Here is a 20,042-nt window from a genome sequence, read left to right as displayed (position 1 = left end):
ACAAATCCGGAGACAAGCCATGAAGATGTCCATCTTCTCGGTCCAGGACCACTACCCGTCCCAGCCGCGCACGCTGGGTCAGCTTTACAGCCAGGTGCTTGAGCAGGCGCGCCGGGCCGAGCAACTGGGCTACGACACCTTCTGGGTGGCCGAGCACCATTTCCACGAATACGGCGCGGTGCCCAATCCGGCGGTCTTCCTGGCGGCGCTGTCGCAGCAGACGAGCCGGCTGCGGCTGGGCACCGCCATCTCCATCCTGACTTTCCACAATCCCCTGACGGTGGCGGAAAACTATGCCCTGGTGGACCAGCTTTCACAAGGCAGGCTGGCGCTGGGCGTCGGGTCCGGCTACCTGAAGCACGAATTCGACGGCTATGGCGTGGATCCCGCCGCCAAGCGCGAGCGCTTCGATGAAAACCTGATGCTGGTCGAACGCCTGCTGCGAGGCGAACGGGTCACGCACGAGGGCAGGTTCAACACGATCCGCGGAGTGCGCCTGAACGTGCAGCCGGTGCAGGATCCGGTGCCCCTGTACGTCGCCATCCTGCGCCGCGAGGCCGCCTACCACGTCGGCCGCCAGGGCCGCCGCATGCTGTTCGTGCCCTATGCGGCGGTGGACGATTTCGAGGAAATCGGGCAGATGATGCAGGACTACCGCCGCGGGCTGGCCGAAGCGGGCATCGAGGACGCCGCCGGCATGGCCGCGGTGGCCCTGCACACGCACGTGGCCCCCACCGACGAAGCAGCCCGCGAGCGCGCCGCGCATGCCTTCGACCTATACGTGGACACCCGCCTGTACGCCCGCAAGCAGGTGTACGACGACATCATCGCCAGCGGCCTGTCGCTGTTCGGATCGCCCCGCACGGTGGCCGGCAAGCTGGAGCGGCTGGCCGCCATGGGCCTGGACCACGTCATGAGCCTGCACAACTTCGGGCTCATGCCGCAGGACCTGGTGCTGGATTCCATGCAGCGCCTGATGGAGCAGGCGGTGCCGCTGTCGGGCGTGGCCCGCGGAGGCGTTCCCGCCGTATAAATAACTGAGTACCGGAATTCCACGCCGTGGCGGATCGGCGCAACGCATAACGATATCCGCCCACCAAAGGAGACCGCGCATGACCCCTCGCCGCACCCTGACCGCCGCCGCGCTGGCGGCTTTGCTGGCCGCGGGCGCCTCGCCCGCGCTGGCCCAAGTGAAGATAGGCGCCACCCTGTCCACGACCGGCCCCCAGGCGTCCCTGGGCATTCCCGAACGCAACACCATCAGCCTGCTGCCCACCGAGATCGGGGGCGTCAAGGTCGAATACGTGGTGCTGGACGACGCGTCCGACACCACCCGGGCCGTCAGCAATTCCCACAAGCTGATCTCGGAGAACCAGGTGGACCTGATCGTCGGGTCCACCACCACGCCCAACACCATGGCCATGCTGGATACGGTGGCCACGGGCGCCACGCCGGTGATCACGCTGGCCTCGTCGGCCCGGCTGATCGATCCGGTGGACGACAAGCGGCGCTGGGTCTTCAAGACCCCGCACTCCGATTCGCTGATGGCCGAGGGCATCGCGCGCCACGCGGCGGCCAACGGCGTGAAGAAACTGGCCTTCATCGGCTTCAACAACGCGCTGGGCGAAACTTTCTGGGTGGAAATCGAGAAGGCGGCCAAGAAGCACGGCATCGAGGTGGTGGGCAAGGAGAGCTTCGCGCCCACGGATACCTCGGCCGTGGCCCAGACCCTGAAGCTCGTGGGCGCGTCGCCGGACGCGGTGGTGGTCGGGGCCTCGGGCACGCCCGCCGCCATGCCGGCCCGGGCGCTGCGCGAGCGCGGCTACCAGGGCAGGATCTACTTCAACCACGGCGTGGCCAACAACGACTTCCTGCGCGTCTGCGGCGCCGCCTGCGACGGCGCCTGGGTGCCGGTGGGGCCGGTGATGGTGGCGGACCTGCTGCCCGACGACAACCCCGTCAAGGCCACGGCCCAGGCCTTCGCCAAGAAGTACGAGGCCGCCAACGGTCCCGGCAGCGTGTCCCTGTTCGCGGCCTATACCTGGGACGTCGGGCTGCTGTTGCAGCAGGCGATTCCGGCCGCGCTGAAGAAGGCCAAGCCCGGAACGCCCGAATTCAGGGCGGCGCTGCGCGACGCGCTGGAAAGCGTCAAGAACCTGCCCACGGCGACCGGCGTGGTCACGATGAGCCCCACCGACCACAACGGGCTGGACGAACGCGCGCTGGTGATGGCGACCGTGGCGTCCGGCAAATGGAAACTCCAGCAATAGTAGAGGCTGAACCTCCCGGCGGGGGCGGCCCGGCGGTGGGGCGGGCCCCCCCGCGCCGCGCCCGCAAATGTTCCAGGTTTTGTATGCTCTCGGTTTTGCTGGACGAGCAACCGGGTGGGCGTGGCATGACGGGACAAGCGAACGAGCGTAGGGGCGGGCTGAAGCGGTGGCTGGCGGGCGGGCTGCTGGCCCTGGCCGCGGGGGCCGCCTGCGCCCAGGTGCCCGGCCTGCCGCCCGGCGTGGTGAACGCCTGGAAGGCCACCAAACTGCCCGACAGCGCCTTGTCCCTCGTGGTGCAGGAAGTGGGCGGGCCGCGCCTGGCGACGCTGAACGCCAAGGAGTCCCGCAACCCCGCCTCGGTCATGAAGCTGGTGACGACCTGGGCCGCGCTTTCCGAGCTGGGGCCCAATTACGTCTGGCGCACCGAATTCATGACGGCGCCGGGCGCTCGGCCCGACGCCAGGGGCGTGCTGGCCGGCCCGCTGTACCTGAGGGCCGGCGGCGACCCCCAGTTCCTGTTGCAGGACCTCTGGGCGCTGCTGCGCGAACTGCGCCTGAAGGGCGTCAAGCAGATCAACGACCTGATCATCGACCGCAGTATCTTCGGCCAGGTGGCGACCGACCCCGGCGCCTTCGACGGCGCGCCGGACCGCGCGTACAACGCCAGCCCGGACGCCCTGATGGTGGGTTTCGGCGCCCTGCGCCTGCTGTTCACGCCGGATCCCGTCGCCAATAAATGGGTGCCGCTGATCGATCCGCCGCTGCCTGGCCTGAAGATCGAAGGCCAGGTCGAATGGAGCGACGTCCGTTGCCCCGGCCCGCCGGTGGTGACGACCGACCCCGTGATCACCCAGCAGGGCGTGACCATCCGCGTGAACGGCAAGGTGGCCGGATCCTGCGGCGAGTTCAGCCTGTACCGCCTGGCGCTGTCGCAGCCCGACTACGCCACCGAAGTGTTCCGCATGCTCTGGAAGGAACTGGGCGGCACGTTCAAGGGGCAGGTCCGGTCCGGCATGGTGCCGCCCGACGCGGTGGCGCTGGCGTCCCACGACTCGCCCACCCTGGCCGAGGCGATCCGCCAGATCAACAAGCGCAGCAACAACGTCATGGCCCGGACCCTGCTCTTGACCCTGGGCGCCGAACGCGGCCGGCGGCCGGCCACGGTCTCCAGCAGCGAGGCCGTCGCCAAGGATCTGCTGGCCAAGCAAGGCCTGGACATGCCCGAGCTGGTCATCGACAACGGCGCCGGCCTGTCGCGCGACGCCCGGGTCTCCGCCGATAGCCTGGCTTCGATGCTGACCCTGGCCTGGAATTCTCCGGTCATGCCGGAGTACATTTCGTCCTTCGCGATCGCCGGGGTGGACGGCACGGTGCGCCGCCGCCTCAAGGGCAACGGCACCGTGGGCATGGCCCACCTGAAGACCGGATCGCTGCGCGACGTGCGCTCGATCGCCGGATACGTGCTGGGCGCCAGCGGCAAGCGCTACGTGGTGGTCAGCATCGTGAACCACGAACAGGCCGGCGCCGTCCGGGCCTTCGACGACGCGCTCATCGCCTGGCTCGCCGAACAATAGAAGAAACGCCCATTCCCCTTTAAACCCGTTTACGATCCTCAGGTACGGCTCGACGGCGGGCGGCGCGGATGCGCCGCGCCGTTGCGGTTCCGCCAGAGGCGAAAACCCTGTCCATCACTATTCTGGAGTGTTACGCACATGCCCGTGCACGAAATCCGCCATCCGCTGATCCGCCACAAGCTCGGGATCATGCGCCGCGCCGACCTCAGCACCAAGAGCTTCCGCGAACTGTCGCAGGAAGTCGGCGCGCTGCTTACCTATGAGGCCTCCAAGGACCTGCCGCTGGCGCCCGCCACCGTCGAAGGCTGGTGCGGCCCCGTGGAGGTCGAGAAGATCGCCGGCAAGAAAGTCACCGTGGTGCCGATCCTGCGCGCGGGCATCGGCATGCTGGACGGCGTGCTCAGCCTGATTCCCGGCGCCAAGGTCAGCGTGGTGGGCGTGGCCCGCAACGAAGAAACGCTGGAGGCGCACACCTACCTGGAGCGCCTGGTGGGCGAACTGGACCAGCGCCTGGCGCTGATCGTCGACCCCATGCTGGCCACCGGCGGTTCGATGGTGGCCGCGATCGACCTGCTCAAGCGGGCCGGCTGCAAGGAAGTCCGGGCGCTGGTGCTGGTGGCCGCCCCGGTCGGCATCGACGCCGTGCTGGCCAAGCACCCGGACGTGCATATCTATACCGCGTCCATCGACGACGGCCTGAACGAACACGGCTACATCATGCCCGGCCTGGGCGACGCCGGCGACCGCATCTTCGGCACGACGCAGAAGACCGAGTAACGCCGGCCCGGCCGGTCAAGCCGCCACTTTCTCCGCCAGCCCGTCGATGTGCTGGCCGAACCACCGCAGTTGCGGCGCCAGCCCGGCGACCTCGCCCACGATCAGCAGGGCGGGGGAGCGGATGGCGTGCCCGGCGGCCAGGGCCGGCAGTCGTTCCAGCGTGCCGGACAGCACGCGCTGTTCGGGCCGGCTGCCGTTTTCGACCAGCGCGAAAGGCGTGCCCGGCGAGCGGCCGTGGCGCAGCAGGCGCTGGGTCAGCAGGTCTAGCTGCCCCACGCCCATATAGAACGCCAGGGTCTGTTTTTCGCGCGCCAGGGCGGGCCAGTCCAGATTGTCTTCGTCCTCGCGGCAGTGCGCGGTGATCAGGCGCACGGACTGGGCGTGTTCCCGGTGCGTCAGCGGGATGCCGGCGTAGGCCGCACAGGCCAGCGCGGCGGTAATGCCGGGGATCACCTCATAGCGCACGCCGTGCTCGCGCAGGTATTCCAGTTCTTCGCCGCCCCGGCCGAAAATGAAGGCGTCGCCGCCCTTGAGCCGCACCACTCGGCGGCCGGCGCGCGCGTGCTCCACCAGCAGCGCGTGGATGCGCGCCTGGGTGGCGTGGTGGTTTTCGCCGGGCAGCTTGCCGACCGGCACGCGCTCGGCGTCGCGGCGCGCCAGCGACATGACCTCGTCGCTCACCAGGCGGTCATGCAGGATGACGTCGGCCTCGTTCAGCGCGCGCAATGCCTTCAGCGTCAGCAGCCCGGGGTCGCCGGGGCCCGCGCCCACCAGCACCACGCTGCCCGCGGCCGGCGCGAGCGGATCCGCCAGGGCGGCGGCCAGCGCCGCCTCGGCCTGGGCCGGCCGCTGCTGGCGCAGGAAACCGGCCACCGGCCCGTCCAGCAGCCAGTCGTAGAAGCGGCGGCGCGCGCCCAGGTCGGGGTGGCTGGCCCGGATGGGCTTGCGGTAGCGGGCGGCCAGCCCCGCCAACTGGCCCAGGGTGTGGTCGAACAGGGATTCGATGCGCTCCCGGACGCGCCGCGCCAGCACGGGGGCGACGCCCGAGGACGAAATGGCGACGATGACCGGCGAGCGGTCGACGATGGACGGCACCTGGAAGGACGAGAGTTCGGGATCGTCCACCACGTTGCTGAAAATGCGACGGGCGCGGGCGGCCTCGGACACCGCGGCGTTGGTGCCGCGGTCGTCGGTGGCCGCCACGGCCAGCCAGGCCTCGTCCAGCCAGGCGGGATCGAACCGGCCCGGACGGTGGCGGATGCGGCCTTCGGCGGCCAGGGCGGCCAGGGCCGGCGTGAGTTCCGGCGCGCCCACGACCACGTCGGCGGAGGCTTCCAGCAGCGCCAGCGTCTTGCGCTCGGCGACCGCGCCGCCGCCCACCACCAGGACGAGCCGGTCTTTCAGATCGGCAAAAATCGGGAAAAGCTTCATTGAGTGCCAGCCTCGGGCGTACCCGGCAAAGTGTCGTTCGATCATAGGGACGGGCTTTCATCCCCACAACTTTTGATTTCTTTATTCCATATATCCATAAATTATTAAACCGGCCCTGTCTTGCGGGTCCGCCGGCAGGGCCGGGGCCGACACGTTCCGACATACGCCAGGGGCGCCAACCGGTGTAGTATCAAGCCACCATCCGCCGTCCGCCAGGAGCGGGCGGTTTTTTCTGGATTCATGGAGTGGCTTGTGACGATGCGAAAAATGGCATCTTTTGTTTTGGCGGCGGGCGCGCTGGGCGCGGCCTCGGCGGCGCAGGCCGGCGTGTGCGACGCCCAGTTCATGCACGACGGCGGCGCGGTGCAACTGACCGGCTCCGGCAACCTGGCGCTGGGCGCGGACCTGACCTTCGCCGAGGTGACCAAGACGAATGGTGACAATTGCCGCGCGCGCGTCCAGGGCGTCGCCAAGTTCAGCTACGCGGGCCTTCCGCCGGGCAAGTCCAAACTCGATTACCTGATGACCGTCAAGAGCGGCCAGGCCTCTTTCCTGCGCTACGCCAGCGCGGGCGAGGCGCCGCGGCCGTCCGAGGGCCAGTTCGACCTGCGCATGCTGGGCCTCTTCGCCTACGACGGCAAACTCAATAGCGGGCAGAAACTGCCCGGTTCGTCGTTCCGCCTGAAGATCGGCAAAGAGGCGCCGGTGGGCGGGCAGCCGAGCACGACGGTGCGCATCGGCGAAAAGACGGTGGGGCAGAAGGCCTCGCTGGACACCGCCCTGGGCAAGCAGTCCTGCCATCCGATCACCTACACGCGCAATTCCGATCCCACCATGGCCACGTTCCAGGGCCTGACCCTTCCCATTCCCGGCATGAACACTACCGTGACCGACTGGTACTGTCCGGGGGTCAATCTGGTGATGAAGCAGGACATCGACCAGGGCGGCGTCAAGTCCGCCGTTGAGATTACGCAAATCAAGTAGCACCCGGTAGCAAGCGCGCCGCGCCGCGAGAATGGCGGCTGGTATGATGATTCCGTCATGGACACACAACAGGAGCTCAAGAAATGGCCACGAGAAAATCCGAAGACGTCGCAAAAGAAAAACTCATCGACAGTGTCAAGACCAGCCTGAACGACGCCGAAAGCCTGCTGCGCGAAGCCGCCAGCAGCACCGGCGACAAGGCCAACGAACTGCGCGACCGCGCCCTGACTTCCCTGAAGCGCACACGCGAGGCCCTGTACGAAGCGCAGGACGCCGTGCTGGAGCGCGGCCGCAAGGCCGCCCGCGCGACCGACGACTACGTGCATGACAATCCCTGGCAAGCCATCGGTATCGCAGGCGTGACCGGCCTGCTGCTCGGCTTGCTGATCAGCCGCCGCTGACTGGGCAGGACGGGCGGGCGGACGACGCAAGCCGTCTTCCGCCCGGCGTCCATTGCGCCATGGGTCTACGCAAATCTGTATTCGGCGTCGCGTCCAGCCTGGTCGGGCTGCTGCGCACGCGCCTGGAACTCCTGGCCCTCGAAGCCGCGGATGAAAAGGCGCGCTTGCTCAAACTCCTGGGCATGGCGTTTGCCGCCTTGCTCTTCCTGACGCTGGCCGTGCTGGTCTTCACCATCACCGTGGCGGTGGCCTTCTGGCCCACCGAAGACCGCTATCTGGCGCTGAGCCTGCTGGCGGCCTTCTACGGCATCGTCGGCGTGGTATTGCTGCTGGTGGTCCGGCATGGCCTGGTCTACGGCGCGCCGCCGTTTTCCGCCACCCTCGAGGAACTGGCGCGCGACGCGGAACTGCTGGACCGGGTCCGCGACGCGCAAAGCGAAGACGAGGCGCCGGCGCGCCGGCGCGAGGAGGGCTGAAGCATGGCGAAAAGGTCTCCCACCGTCGACCGGGCCGTGCGCATCGAACTGCTGCGCGCCCGCGCCGCCATCGAGCGCGAATCGCTGGCGCAAGGCATCGCGTCCGCGGGACGCCGGCTGGAGCCGGCATCGCTCATCAAGGGCCTGCTGCCCGGCTTCGCGTCGGGCAACGCATCCCGCTGGGCCTTGCAGGCGATCAGCCTGGCGCGGCGCTACCCCATCGTCAGCTCGTCCCTGTCCGCCATGCTCATGCGCGGCGGCAAGCGGTCCAAGCTCTTGAAGATCGCCGGCGGCGCGTTCGTCGGCTGGCAGTTGTTCAAGGCCTGGCAGGGCGCCCGCCAGGACAGCGCCCCGGACGCCGGCGACCGCTGAAAAGCCGAGGTGTCCGGCACCCTCGGGGTGCCGGCCCTGCCCGCGGCAGGCTTTCCCGGGTGCCGGCACCGGCTGTTCGCCCGTGCCGCTACAGGCCCAGTTGCCCCCACAGCGCGTCCACGCGCTGCTTGACGTCGGCGTCCATCGCGATGGGGGTGCCCCATTCGCGGTTCGTTTCGCCCGGCCATTTGTTGGTGGCGTCCATGCCCATCTTGCCGCCCAGGCCGGACACCGGCGAGGCGAAATCCAGGTAGTCGATGGGGGTGTTCTCCACCAGCAGGGTGTCGCGCACCGGGTCCATGCGGGTGGTCATCGCCCACACCACTTCCTTCCAGTCGCGCGGGTCGATGTCCTCGTCCACCACCACGATGAACTTGGTGTACATGAACTGCCGCAGGATGCTCCACAGGCCGAACATGACGCGCTTGGCGTGTCCGGCGTACTGCTTGCGGATGGACACGACGGCCAGGCGGTAGCTGCAGCCTTCGGGCGGCAGGTAGAAGTCCACGATCTCGGGCAACTGGCGGCGCAGCAGGGGAACGAAGACCTCGTTCAACGCCACGCCGAGCACGGCCGGTTCGTCGGGCGGCTTGCCCGTGTACGTGGAGTGGTAGATGGGATTGCGCCGCATCGTGATCCGCTCCACCGTAAAGACGGGGAACCAGTCCTGTTCGTTGTAGTAGCCGGTATGGTCGCCGTAGGGGCCTTCCAGCGCCATCTCGTAGCCGGAGTCGGGCGGCGGGTTGACGCCCTCGGGCACGACGGGCGCGACGGCGCGCGGGTCCGAGGACGGCAGCAGGTGGCCTTCCAGCACGATTTCGGCCCAGGCGGGCACGGACAGGTTGCTGCCCAGCGCCTGCGCGACCTCGGTGCGCGAACCGCGCAGCAGGCCGGCGAACTGGTATTCGGACAGGCTGTCGGGCACGGGCGTGACCGCGCCCAGCGTGGTGGCCGGGTCCGCGCCCAGGGCGACGGCGACGGGGAAGGGCGTGCCGGGATGGGCCAGCGCGTGGTCGCGGAAATCCAGCGCGCCGCCGCGGTGCGACAGCCAGCGCATGATCAGCTTGTTGGGGCCCAGCAGTTGCTGGCGGTAGATGCCCAGGTTCTGGCGGCGGGCGTTGGGGCCGCGCGTGATCACCAGGCCCCAGGTCAGGAGCGGCGCCACGTCGCCCGGCCAGCAGGTCTGGATCGGCAGGCGCGTCAGGTCCACGTCCTTGCCCTCCCAGACGATCTCCTGGCAGGCGGGGCTCTTGACGTTCTTCGGGCTCATGTCCCACAGCGCCGCCTTCAGCATCGACACCTTGGCCAGCGCGTCGCGCAGGCCGCGGGGGGCCTCGGGTTCGCGCAGCGATGCGAGCAATTCGCCGATGTCGCGCAGCGCGCTGACGTTGTCGGCGCCCATGCCGCGGGCCACGCGGGCGGGGGTGCCGAACAGGTTGGTCAGCACCGGCATCTGCGCCGGCTGGCCGTCGTGCCGGGCGTTTTCGAACAGCAGCGCGGGGCCTTCCGCCCGCAGCACGCGGTCGGAGATCTCGGTCATTTCCAGCCGGGTGGACACCGGCACGGCGATGCGTTTGAGGTCGCCCATGCGTTCGAGTTGGGCGAGGAAGTCTCTAAGGTCGCGGTATTTCACTACAGATCCCGGCGATTTGGTTACATTTTGGGGAGAAAGAGAGGTTAACATTGACTCCCTCTTTTTTACGCAGGAGGTTTTATGCCCGATGCGTCAGTGGCCAGCCTATTCAGAAGCATGGCCCAAGGAGTGCACCAATATCTTGCCGAGTCCCTGCGCATCTGCTCCGTCTATCTGGGCATTGCGGTCATTGTGACGGTAAGCATGGGATTCGCCCTGCCTGGTTTGCGCGACCAGGCATTGCAAGTGCACAAAGCCTTGTTGACCGCCCTCGCGCCTTCGTCCATGCAAGCCGGTACCGATTTCGATACGGGTTCCGATCTGGGTGCCGACATGTCGTCGGCCATTGCCATGGCCATTCCCGAAGCTCCAGCCAGCAACGCCACCGGCATGCTGGGGCCCGCCCGCGTCGCGCCGCCGCCCAGGAAACCCGTTGCCGCCTTGGCGACCGGCCCCCAGGCGGAAGCCTTGCGCAACTATATCTCGCGCAAGTACAAGGTCGCCTATGACGCGACCGGCCCGCTCTTGAACACGGTATACAAGGTCAGTCGCGACAAGCAACTGGATCCGCTGCTGGTCCTGGCCGTGATCGCCATCGAATCCCGCTACAACCCCCTGGCGGAAAGCCACGTGGGCGCGCAGGGCCTGATGCAGGTGATGACCAGCGTGCACCAGGACAAGTTCGACGCGGTCGGCAAGACCGCGCTGGATCCCGCCACCAATATCGGGGTCGGCACCACGATCCTGCGCGATTGCATCAACCGCCGCGGTTCCGTGGAGGGCGGCCTGGCCTGTTACGTCGGTTCCACCGGGCCGGACGACAATGGCTACGGCGCCAAGGTGCAGGCGGAACGCCGCCGCCTGGCGCTGGCCTCGGGGATCGCGCTGGCCCGCGACTGATCCCCCGCGGCCCCGACGAAAGGCGCGCCCCGGGGCGCGCCTTTTGCTTTCCCGGGCTTCAGCCTTGCAGCAGCCGCCCCATGCGGGCCACGGCTTCTTCCAGCCGGTCCAGCCCCGTCGCGTAGGAAAAGCGCATGGTGTGCCGGCCGTGGGCCGGGCCGAAGTCCAGGCCCGGCACGGCGGCCACGCCGGCCTCCAGCAGCAGGCGCTGCGAGAACGCGGCGCTGTCCATGCCCAGGCTGGCGATGTCGGCATAGATATAGAACGCGCCGTCCGGCTTGACCGGCACCTGGATCCCCAGGCGTTCGAATTCCGGCAGCAGGTAGTCGCGGCGCTGCTTGAACGCTTCGCGGCGGTGCTCGAAGGTTTTCATCGCGGCGGGCGTGAAGCAGGCCAGCGCGGCATGCTGGGCCAGCGTCGGCGCGCAGATCGCCAAGCTGGCGGCGATCTTCTCCACCGGGGCCACCATGTCCTGGGGCACGATCATCCACCCCAGGCGCCAGCCCGTCATGTGGAAGTACTTAGAGAAGCTGTTGATGACGATGACGTCGTCGTCCAGGGTCAGCGCCGAGCGCGGCTGGCCTTCGTAGGAGAGGCCCAGGTAGATTTCGTCGACGATGGCGAAGCCGTCGCGGGCGCGGACCTGCGCCAGCAGTTCGGCCAGTTCGCCATGGGCGATGGAGGTGCCGGTGGGATTGCTGGGCGAGGCGACCAGCACGCCCTGGGTGGCGGGCCTCCAGTGCCGGGCCACGTCCTGGGCCGACAATTGGAAGCGCTTTTCCGCCGTGCTCGGGATCAGCCGGGGCACGCCGCCCGCCGCCAGCACGAAGTTGCTGTTGGCGGGGTAGGATGGGTCGGGCATCAGCACCTCGCCGCCGCTGTTGACCAGCGCCGCGCAGGCCAGCGTCAGGGCGCCGGAGGCGCCCGCGGTGACGATGACGCGGGACGGATCGATGTCGGCGCCGAACTGTTCGTGGTAGAAGCGGGCGATGGCCTCGCGCAGCGCCGTCAGGCCGGCCGACGGGCTGTAGCCGCTCAATCCGGCGCGGGCGGCGCGCTCGAGCGCTTCCACGACCTGGGGCGGCGCGGTAAAGTCCGGTTCGCCGATGCCCAGGCTGATAATGTCCTTGCCCGCCGCCTGCAGCGCTTGCGCCTGCTTGAAAAGCTCCATTACCTGGAAAGTCAGGAAATCGTTGGTGCGAGTGGCAAGGCGGGGCATTGGATTCTCGAAGGCGTCTTGTAGCGAAAAAGGAATTGTAGTCATGCAGCCATCCCGGCGCGCTTTCCTCCTCGGCCGTCGGCCGGCCCAGAGTCCCTGGGCGGCGTTCCTGCAGCGCCTGGGCCTGCTCTGCCAGGGGGCCGTCCGCGACCTGGGCGAGGACGCCGGGGCGGGGCCCCGGGCCCTGCTGGTCCCGGCGCGCGACGCGGACGTGGCGCACGCGCGGGCCCTGTGCGCCGAGCATCGCGTGGTGTTGGCGCTGGACGGGGCCGAGGGGCCGTTCGATACCTCCCACGGACCCGTCCTGCGGGTGGATCCGTCCGCGATGGCGGGCCTGGCCCGCCTGTCCGGCGGCATGCCGCGCTGGCGCGCCCAGCCGGGGGTGCCGCTGGCGGCGCTGGCCCAGGCCGGCCTGCGGCAGTTCGCAGGCCTGCCCGGCGCCATGACGCTGGCCGAATGGCTGGCCGCTCCCGCCCGCTGGGCGGCCGGGCGGTGCGCGGACTCGGGCGTGCTGACGGTGGACGCGATGCTGGCGGACGGCGTGGAGGAAACGCTGGGCCCGTTCGGCGAAGCGGACGTCCAGCCCTTGCGTTCCGTCACCGTGCAGCGCCTGGTGCCGGCGCTGTTCCAGTTGGCGTCGGGCGGCGACGCCTTCGCCACCCGGGACGGGGAGCGCTGGCTGGGGCGCTACCGGCTGGACGCCCTGAAACCCGAAGCGCCCGCCACGGTGAACCTGGCGCACCTGCTGCTGGGCCATGGCGGCACGCTGGCCTGGGTGCAGGGCGTCACCCTGGCCGACGTTCCCCCCGCGGCGCAGCCGGCGCCCGCGGCCGAGCCGCCGGGGCTGGCCACGACAAGGCTGGATTCGCGCGTGAAGGCGCTGTTCGATCCGGACGGCCGGTTTCCGTCATTGCGCGCCGCACAATAGCGACAATTTGTAAGCAAGCGCTAAGATGGCGAGTACATGCCGGCCAGGGGGGCGGGGCGCATCGCGGAGGTATCGCGGCGTCCGCCATCGGAATAGAATTCCCCCCTTTCCGTGTCCCACTCTCTAGCAAGTAGCCGCCCATATGGATGCCAACCTTCGCAAAGCCGCCCTTGAATACCACGAGCACGGCCGCCCCGGCAAAATCTCGGTCATGCCGACCAAACAGCTCACCACCCAGCGCGACCTGGCGCTGGCGTATTCCCCCGGCGTGGCGGCGGCCTGTGAAGAGATCGTGGCCGACCCGTCCAATGTGTACCGTTACACGGCGCGCGGCAACCTGGTGGGGGTGATCACCAACGGCACGGCGGTGCTGGGGCTGGGCAACATCGGCGCGCTGGCCTCCAAGCCGGTGATGGAAGGCAAGGCGGTGCTGTTCAAGAAGTTCGCCGGGCTGGACGTGTTCGACATCGAAATCAACGAGACCGACCCGGACAAGCTGGTCGAGATCATCGCGGGGCTGGAGGCCACCTTCGGGGGCATCAACCTCGAGGACATCAAGGCGCCGGAGTGCTTCATCGTCGAGCGCAAGCTGCGCGAGCGCATGAAGATCCCGGTTTTCCACGACGACCAGCACGGCACCGCGATCTGCGTGTCGGCGGCCTTCATCAACGGGCTGAAGGTGGTGGGCAAGGACATCAAGCAGGTCAAGGTGGTGACGTCCGGGGCGGGGGCGGCGGCGCTGGCCTGCCTGGACCTGATGGTGGACCTGGGCCTGCCGCTGGAAAACATCTGGGTCACGGACATCGAGGGCGTGGTCTACGAAGGGCGCACGGCGCTGATGGATCCGGACAAGGCGCGCTTCGCGCAGAAGACCGGCGCCCGCAAGCTGGCCGAGGTGATCCAGGGCGCGGACGTGTTCCTGGGGCTGTCGGCCGGCGGCGTGCTCAAGCCGGAGATGGTGGCGGCGATGGGTCCGCGCCCGCTGATCCTGGCGCTGGCCAATCCGACGCCGGAGATCCTGCCGGAAGTGGCGCACGGGGTGCGCGACGACGTGGTGATGGCCACGGGCCGTTCGGACTATCCGAACCAGGTGAATAACGTGCTGTGCTTTCCGTACATTTTCCGCGGGGCGCTGGACGTGGGGGCCACGACGATCACCCGCGAGATGGAGAAGGCGGCGGTCTACGCGATTGCGCAACTGGCCGAGGAAGAGCAGAACGAAGTGGTGGCGGCGGCCTATGGCACCTACGACATCTCGTTCGGCCCCGACTACCTGATTCCCAAGCCGTTCGATCCGCGCCTGATCGTGCGCATCGCGCCGGCGGTGGCCAAGGCGGCGATGGACGGCGGCGTGGCGACGCGTCCGCTGGCGGACCTGGAAGCCTACGAAGAGCAGTTGCAGCAGTTCGTGTACCACTCGGGCGCGTTCATGAAGCCGCTGTTCTCGGCGGCCAAGCGCCTGGTGCGCGAAGGCGGCAAGTCGCGCATCGTGTTCGCGGAAGGCGAGGACGAACGCGTGCTGCGCGCCGTGCAGGTGGTGGTGGACGAAGGCCTGGCCCGCCCCATCCTGGTGGGCCGTCCGTCCGTGCTGCTGGCCCGCATCGAAAAACTCGGCCTGCGTCTGCGCCTGGGCGAGGACGTCGAGGTCACCAACCCGGAATACGACGAGCGCTTCCACCAGTACTGGACCACGTACTGGGAGCTGATGTGCCGCCGCGGCATCACCAAGGAAATGGCGCGCGTGGAAATGCGCCGCCGCATGACCTTGATCGGCGCCATGATGGTGCGCCTGGGCGACGCCGACGGCATGGTCTGCGGTTCGGTGGGCGCCTACCACGACCACCTGCGCTTCGTGGACGAGGTCATCGGCCGCCGTCCCGGGCACAACGTGTACGCGGCGATGAACATCCTGTTGCTCAACGAGCGCACGGTGGTGCTGGTCGATACGCACGTCAACGACGAGCCCTCGGCCGAGCAGATCGCCGAGTTCACCATCGCCGCCGCCAACGAGATGCGCCGCATGTACCTGGCGCCCAAGATCGCGCTGCTGTCGCGGTCGAACTTCGGTTCGGGCAGTTCGGCGTCGGGGGCGAAGATGCGCCGCGCGCTGGAGCTGGTGCGAGAGATCGCGCCGGATCTGGAGATCGACGGCGAGATGCACGGCGACTGCGCGCTGGACGAGGCGCTGCGCATGCGCATCCTGCCGTCGTCGTCGCTCAAGGGCGTGGCCAACCTGCTGGTGTGCCCGAACGTGGACTCCGGCAACATCGCCTACAACCTGCTGAAGACGGCCGCGGGCGGCAACGTGGCGGTGGGTCCGTTCCTGCTGGGCGCGAACGCGCCGGTGCACATCCTGACGTCCAGCTCCACCGTGCGCCGCATCGTCAACATGACCGCGATGACGGTCGTCGATGTCAATACACCGCGTTGAAGTCAGGCCTCCCGGCCCGGCGTGCCCGCGCACGCCGACCGGCCTGGTCCTGACCGGAGGCGGCGCCCGCGCCGCCTATCAGGTGGGCGTGCTCAGCGCCATCATGGAATTGCTGGATCCGGACTGGCATTCCCGTTTCCGGAATCCCTTTCACATCATCTGCGGCACGTCGGCCGGCGCCATCAACGCCGCGGCGCTGGCGTGCCGGGCCGACCGGCCGCACCTGGGCGTGCGGCGCATCCGGCGCCTGTGGTCGTCGCTGAATACCGACATGATCTACCGGGCCGACGCGCCCGGCCTGATCCGCACCGGGGTCCGCTGGCTGGGCCTGCTGTCGCTGGGATGGATGTATTCGGGCCTGACGCGCAAGCGGCCCACGTCCCTGCTGGACAACAGCCCCATGCAGGCCCTGCTGAGCCGGGTGCTGGATTTCCAGCACCTGCGGTCCAACCTGGAGAGCGGGGCCTTGTCGGCGCTGGCGATCACGGCCTCGGGCTACACCAGCGGCGAACACCTGACTTTCTACCAGGCGCACACGCCCATCGAGCCCTGGCACCGCTACCTGCGACTGGCGATCCCCACCCCGATCGGCATCGACCACCTGATGGCGTCGTCGGCCATCCCCTTCGTCTTTCCGGCCCGGCAGGTGCAGGTGCACGGCAAGGGCGAATGGTGCGGCGACGGCTCGATGCGCCAGTTGGCGCCGATCAGCCCGGCCATCCACCTGGGGGCGCATCGCGTGCTGGTGATCGGCACCGGCTTCCGGGACGACACGCACCCGGAGAACCGCGAGGACTCGCCGCCGTATCCGTCCCTGGCGCAGGTGGGCGGGCACGCGCTGGCCAGCATCTTCCTGGACGGCCTGTCGGTCGACGTCGAGCGCCTGCAGCGGATGAATGCCCTGATGGAACTGGCCGGCGAGGACGGTTCCAAGGGCGCCGCGCGCCGGATCGAGGTCCTGACGATCACGCCCAGCCAGTCGCTGGACCTGATGGCGCTGGAGCACTTGCAGGACATGCCGGCCCAGGCCCGTGCCCTTTTTCGCGTACTCGGTGTATCGTCCGATCCAGGCCGTCCGGGAGGCGGGTCGCTGATGTCCTACCTCCTGTTCGAATCCAGCTACACCAAGCGATTGATTGAACTGGGTTATGCCGATACGATGCAGCGTAACGACGAAGTGATCGCCTTTTTCAAGGAGGCTCAGGCATGACGCGCAATGGCCAATCTACTTTGCAGCGGCAGCTCCTGCGCGGCGGTGCGCTGGCCCATGAAGGGCTGGACAAGAAGGCCGTGGTGGACGCCGCTCATGAGCTCGGCCTGGCCTTGTTCGTCGCCAATTGCGATCCCGCCCGCAGCCGTTCGGCGGTGTTGCGCGCCATCGTCAAGGCGGTGGACTTCCCCGAGTACTTCGGCGGCAATCTCGACGCGCTGTACGACTGCCTGTGCGACACGGTGCTGGACCACAAGACCGGCGTGGTGCTCTGGCTGTACAAGCTGCATTCGGGCGATCCGGCGCTCGAGGAAGACTCCGCCCTCATCGAAACCGTCTGCTCCGACGCCTCGGATTTCGCCCGCGAGAACGGCCGCGTCTTCGCCTACGTCATCGAACACGCCGGCAAGCATCCCGACCCCGAACCCGGGGTGGCGGCCGCGCCCTACGGCGAGGCCCACTGACCGGCCTACCAGCCCAGCAGCGCGCCGGCGGCCGATAGCAGCGCCAGCCCGGCCGTCTCGGTGCGCAGCACCCGGGGGCCGAAGCGCACGGCCTCGACGCCGGCTTCGCGGGCCTGCGCCAATTCCTTGTCCGACCATCCGCCTTCGGGGCCGACCAGCAGGGTCAGCGCCCGCAGGCCGGGCGCGGACCGCAGCCGGGCGGCAAGGTCGTCCGACGCTTCCGGATGGCACATCAGGCGCAGGCCCTCGGCGGGCTGCGCGAGCCACTCGGCCAGCGTCCGGGGCGCGTCCACGGCCATCAGCCGGTTGCGCCCGCATTGCTCGCTCGCGGATTGGGCGATGCGCTGCCAATGCGCCACGCGCTTTTCCAGGCGCGGCCCCGACAACTGCAGCACGCTGCGCTGCGCCGCGATGGGGCAGACCCGCGCGGCGCCCAGTTCCACGGCTTTTTCCACCACCCAGTCCATCTTGTCCCCGGACGGCAGGCCCTGGACCAGGGTGACGCGTCCGGCCAGCTCGGCCTCGCGCGCGGAGAACTCGCCCAGCCGGGCAAAACCGGCCTTGCCTTCCACTTCGAGCACGGCGGGATACTCGCCGCCCTGGCCGTTGAACAGCGTGACGGGCTCGCCGTCGCGCAGGCGCAGCACCCGCAGCGCGTGATGCGCCAGGGCGTCCGGCAGGGCGGCGCGGACGCCGGAGGCGAGGGGGATGTCGCAGAAGAAGCGGGGGGCGGACATGGTGTTGCGGACACGCAAAAATGGGATGGCAAGCGCGCGCGGCGGGCGCGCCGCGGGGGCTCCATTATGCCCGCCAGGCCCCGCTTATGGCCGATGGCGTGGGGGAAACCCCTGGATGCTAAAATCCCATGCTTCGCAACCTACTTAACTGGCCCTATTTTTTCTAGGCATGCCAGCTTCAAAGAGCCTTCCGAATGAGCAATCCGACCGCCCCTAAACTTGCCTTGGCGGATGCCATCCGCGCCCTCGCGATGGACGCCGTGCAACAAGCGAACTCCGGGCATCCGGGTGCTCCCATGGGCATGGCGGAAATCGCCCAGGCCCTGTGGGCCGGCAACCTGCGTCACAACCCCAAGGATCCCGCCTGGGCCAACCGCGACCGCTTCGTGCTGTCCAACGGCCACGGCTCGATGCTGATCTATGCCTTGCTGCACCTGACGGGCTACGATCTGCCGATCGAGGAACTGAAGAACTTCCGCCAACTGCATTCCAAGACGCCGGGCCACCCCGAAGTGGGCATCACCCCGGGCGTGGAAACGACCACCGGCCCCCTGGGCCAGGGCCTGGGCAACGCCGTGGGCATGGCGCTGGCCGAAGCGCTGCTGGCCGCTGAATTCAACAAGCCCGGCCATACCCTCGTCGATCACCACACCTACGCCTTCACCGGCGACGGCTGCCTGATGGAAGGCGTCTCGCACGAAGTGTGCTCGCTGGCCGGCACGCTGAAGCTGGGCAAGCTGGTCGTGCTGTACGACGACAACGGCATCTCCATCGACGGCCACGTCGAGCACTGGTTCGCCGACGACACCGCCAAGCGCTTCGAAGGCTACGGCTGGAACGTGATCCGCGGCGTGGACGGCCACGACGTGGCCGCGGTGGACGCCGCCATCAAGGCCGCGCGCTCGCAATCGGAAAAGCCCACGCTGATCGTCTGCCGCACCGTCATCGGCAAGGGTTCGCCCAACATGGCCGGCACGCACAACGTGCACGGCGCGCCGCTGGGCAAGGACGAGATCGCCGCCACCCGCGCCGCGCTGGGCTGGTCCTCGGAACCGTTCCAGATCCCGCAGGCCGTCTACGACGGCTGGGACGGCCGCCAGAAGGGCGCCTCGGCCCAGGCCGAATGGCAATCCGCCTTCGACGCCTACGCCGCCGAATTCCCCGCCGAGGCCGCCGAATTCACGCGCCGCATGAAGGGCGAGCTGCCCGCCGGCTACGCCGAGCAGTTCCAGGCGTTCCTGGACGCCACGCTGGAAAAGGCCGAGACCGTCGCCACCCGCAAGGCTTCGCAGTTCGCGATCGCGGCGCTGGCCGCGGCCCTGCCGGAAATGCTGGGCGGCTCGGCCGACCTGACCGGCTCCAACTTCACCGACTGGAAGGGCGTCGCCGCCGTCCGCGCGGGCGAACAGGGCATCCAGTTCGGCCGCCACATCAACTACGGCGTGCGCGAATTCGGCATGGCCGCCATCATGAACGGCGTGGCCCTGCACGGCGGCTACCTGCCGTTCGGCGGCACGTTCCTGACGTTCTCCGACTACTCGCGCAACGCCATCCGCATGGCCGCGCTGATGAAGCAGCGCGTGGTGCACGTGTTCACCCACGACTCGATCGGCCTGGGCGAAGACGGCCCGACCCACCAGTCCATCGAGCACGCCTCCAGCCTGCGCCTGATCCCCAACCTGTCGCTGTGGCGTCCTTGCGATACGGCCGAAACCGCCGTGGCCTGGAACGCCGCCGTGACGCGCCCGGCCAGCATCGGCATGGACGTGCACGACGGCGGCCCGACGGCCCTGTTGCTGTCGCGCCAGAACCTGCCGTTCGTGCAGCGCGACGCCGCCACCGTCGACGCCATCGCCCGCGGCGGCTATGTGCTGCGCGACGCCGAAGGCGCCCGCGCCGTCATCATCGCCACCGGCTCGGAAGTCGCCATCGCGCTGGACGCGCAGGCCCAGTTGGCCAAGGAAGGCGTCGCCGTGCGCGTGGTCTCCATGCCCAGCACCGACGTGTTCGACCGCCAGGACGCCGCCTGGAAGCAATCCGTGCTGCCCAAGGGTCTGCCGCGCGTGGCCGTCGAGGCCGGCGTGACCGCCTTCTGGCACAAGTACGTGGGCCTGGAAGGCGCCGTCGTCGGCATCGACCGCTACGGCGAATCCGCGCCGGCCGGCGCACTGTTCAAGTTCTTCGGGCTGACCGCCGACAAGGTGGCCGAGACCGTCCGCCAAGTTTTGTAAAAAG

The 20,042-nt window shown here is 68.7% G+C and carries 18 protein-coding genes; 14 read left to right on the top strand and 4 right to left on the bottom strand.

Annotated elements, in window-relative coordinates; translation table 11 throughout:
• The first annotated feature begins 19 nt into the window (after nucleotides 1-19).
• The 4 genes from WHX56_RS28190 (at nucleotide 20) to upp (ending at nucleotide 4,621) form a co-directional block, all read left to right on the top strand.
• Nucleotides 20-1,033: an LLM class flavin-dependent oxidoreductase gene (locus tag WHX56_RS28190; RefSeq protein WP_338879596.1), complete on the top strand. Its 1,014-nt coding sequence runs from the start codon at nucleotides 20-22 to the stop codon at nucleotides 1,031-1,033.
• A gap of 79 nt (nucleotides 1,034-1,112) precedes the next feature.
• Nucleotides 1,113-2,270, top strand: coding sequence for an ABC transporter substrate-binding protein (locus WHX56_RS28185; protein WP_129246073.1), 1,158 nt, complete (start codon nucleotides 1,113-1,115; stop codon nucleotides 2,268-2,270).
• Between the two features lie 125 nt (nucleotides 2,271-2,395).
• Nucleotides 2,396-3,844, top strand: coding sequence for a D-alanyl-D-alanine carboxypeptidase/D-alanyl-D-alanine endopeptidase (gene dacB, locus WHX56_RS28180; protein ID WP_338879595.1), 1,449 nt, complete (start codon nucleotides 2,396-2,398; stop codon nucleotides 3,842-3,844).
• 138 nt (nucleotides 3,845-3,982) lie between these two features.
• Entirely contained in the window at nucleotides 3,983-4,621 is a 639-nt protein-coding gene (upp, locus tag WHX56_RS28175; protein ID WP_129246077.1) for a uracil phosphoribosyltransferase, read from the top strand.
• Nucleotides 4,622-4,636: 15 nt separating this feature from the next.
• On the opposite strand, the gene cysG is transcribed toward upp, so the two are convergent.
• Nucleotides 4,637-6,052, bottom strand: coding sequence for a siroheme synthase CysG (cysG, locus tag WHX56_RS28170; protein WP_338879594.1), 1,416 nt, complete (start codon nucleotides 6,050-6,052; stop codon nucleotides 4,637-4,639).
• A 258-nt stretch (nucleotides 6,053-6,310) separates the two neighbouring features.
• On the opposite strand from cysG, the gene WHX56_RS28165 reads away from it, so the two are divergent.
• The 4 genes from WHX56_RS28165 to WHX56_RS28150 all read left to right on the top strand — a co-directional run bounded on the left by WHX56_RS28165 (nucleotide 6,311) and on the right by WHX56_RS28150 (nucleotide 8,285).
• Nucleotides 6,311-7,036, top strand: coding sequence for a hypothetical protein (locus tag WHX56_RS28165; RefSeq protein ID WP_422393677.1), 726 nt, complete (start codon nucleotides 6,311-6,313; stop codon nucleotides 7,034-7,036).
• An 83-nt stretch (nucleotides 7,037-7,119) separates the two neighbouring features.
• Nucleotides 7,120-7,437: a DUF883 family protein gene (locus WHX56_RS28160; protein ID WP_088148496.1), complete on the top strand. Its 318-nt coding sequence runs from the start codon at nucleotides 7,120-7,122 to the stop codon at nucleotides 7,435-7,437.
• A gap of 59 nt (nucleotides 7,438-7,496) precedes the next feature.
• Nucleotides 7,497-7,913, top strand: a complete 417-nt coding sequence (locus tag WHX56_RS28155) for a phage holin family protein (protein ID WP_338879592.1) — start codon at nucleotides 7,497-7,499, stop codon at nucleotides 7,911-7,913.
• Nucleotides 7,914-7,916: 3 nt separating this feature from the next.
• Nucleotides 7,917-8,285, top strand: a complete 369-nt coding sequence (locus WHX56_RS28150) for a hypothetical protein (RefSeq protein ID WP_338879591.1) — start codon at nucleotides 7,917-7,919, stop codon at nucleotides 8,283-8,285.
• Nucleotides 8,286-8,373: 88 nt separating this feature from the next.
• Here the strand turns inward: WHX56_RS28150 and ubiD are convergent, their stop codons facing one another.
• Entirely contained in the window at nucleotides 8,374-9,918 is a 1,545-nt protein-coding gene (gene ubiD, locus WHX56_RS28145) for a 4-hydroxy-3-polyprenylbenzoate decarboxylase (protein WP_129246087.1), read from the bottom strand.
• A gap of 81 nt (nucleotides 9,919-9,999) precedes the next feature.
• Here ubiD and WHX56_RS28140 point away from each other — a divergent pair, with 81 nt between their 5' ends.
• Nucleotides 10,000-10,818, top strand: coding sequence for a lytic transglycosylase domain-containing protein (locus WHX56_RS28140; protein ID WP_129246089.1), 819 nt, complete (start codon nucleotides 10,000-10,002; stop codon nucleotides 10,816-10,818).
• 58 nt (nucleotides 10,819-10,876) lie between these two features.
• Here WHX56_RS28140 and WHX56_RS28135 read toward each other — a convergent pair whose 3' ends face one another.
• Nucleotides 10,877-12,037, bottom strand: coding sequence for a pyridoxal phosphate-dependent aminotransferase (locus WHX56_RS28135; protein ID WP_338879590.1), 1,161 nt, complete (start codon nucleotides 12,035-12,037; stop codon nucleotides 10,877-10,879).
• A 43-nt stretch (nucleotides 12,038-12,080) separates the two neighbouring features.
• On the opposite strand from WHX56_RS28135, the gene WHX56_RS28130 reads away from it, so the two are divergent.
• The 4 genes from WHX56_RS28130 (at nucleotide 12,081) to WHX56_RS28115 (ending at nucleotide 17,070) form a co-directional block, all read left to right on the top strand.
• Entirely contained in the window at nucleotides 12,081-12,965 is an 885-nt protein-coding gene (locus WHX56_RS28130; RefSeq protein WP_338879589.1) for an FAD-binding protein, read from the top strand.
• Nucleotides 12,966-13,107: 142 nt separating this feature from the next.
• Nucleotides 13,108-15,396, top strand: coding sequence for an NADP-dependent malic enzyme (locus WHX56_RS28125; protein WP_338879588.1), 2,289 nt, complete (start codon nucleotides 13,108-13,110; stop codon nucleotides 15,394-15,396).
• On the top strand, nucleotides 15,377-16,606 hold the full coding sequence (locus WHX56_RS28120) for a patatin-like phospholipase family protein (protein ID WP_287754099.1): 1,230 nt from the start codon (nucleotides 15,377-15,379) through the stop codon (nucleotides 16,604-16,606). The genes WHX56_RS28125 and WHX56_RS28120 overlap by 20 nt, the downstream gene beginning before the upstream one ends.
• Nucleotides 16,603-17,070, top strand: a complete 468-nt coding sequence (locus tag WHX56_RS28115; protein ID WP_129247216.1) for a barstar family protein — start codon at nucleotides 16,603-16,605, stop codon at nucleotides 17,068-17,070. The genes WHX56_RS28120 and WHX56_RS28115 overlap by 4 nt, the downstream gene beginning before the upstream one ends.
• A gap of 5 nt (nucleotides 17,071-17,075) precedes the next feature.
• On the opposite strand, the gene WHX56_RS28110 is transcribed toward WHX56_RS28115, so the two are convergent.
• Nucleotides 17,076-17,807, bottom strand: a complete 732-nt coding sequence (locus WHX56_RS28110; protein ID WP_338879587.1) for a 16S rRNA (uracil(1498)-N(3))-methyltransferase — start codon at nucleotides 17,805-17,807, stop codon at nucleotides 17,076-17,078.
• 194 nt (nucleotides 17,808-18,001) lie between these two features.
• Between WHX56_RS28110 and tkt the strand changes: the two genes are divergently transcribed.
• Nucleotides 18,002-20,038, top strand: coding sequence for a transketolase (tkt, locus tag WHX56_RS28105; protein ID WP_338879586.1), 2,037 nt, complete (start codon nucleotides 18,002-18,004; stop codon nucleotides 20,036-20,038).
• Nucleotides 20,039-20,042 lie beyond the last annotated feature (4 nt).

Origin of the sequence: Achromobacter veterisilvae, assembly GCF_037619525.1 — a bacterium.
Classification (GTDB): domain Bacteria; phylum Pseudomonadota; class Gammaproteobacteria; order Burkholderiales; family Burkholderiaceae_B; genus Achromobacter; species Achromobacter veterisilvae.
Note: the sequence above shows the minus strand (reverse complement) of the source record. Positions and strands in the feature narration are given on the sequence as shown.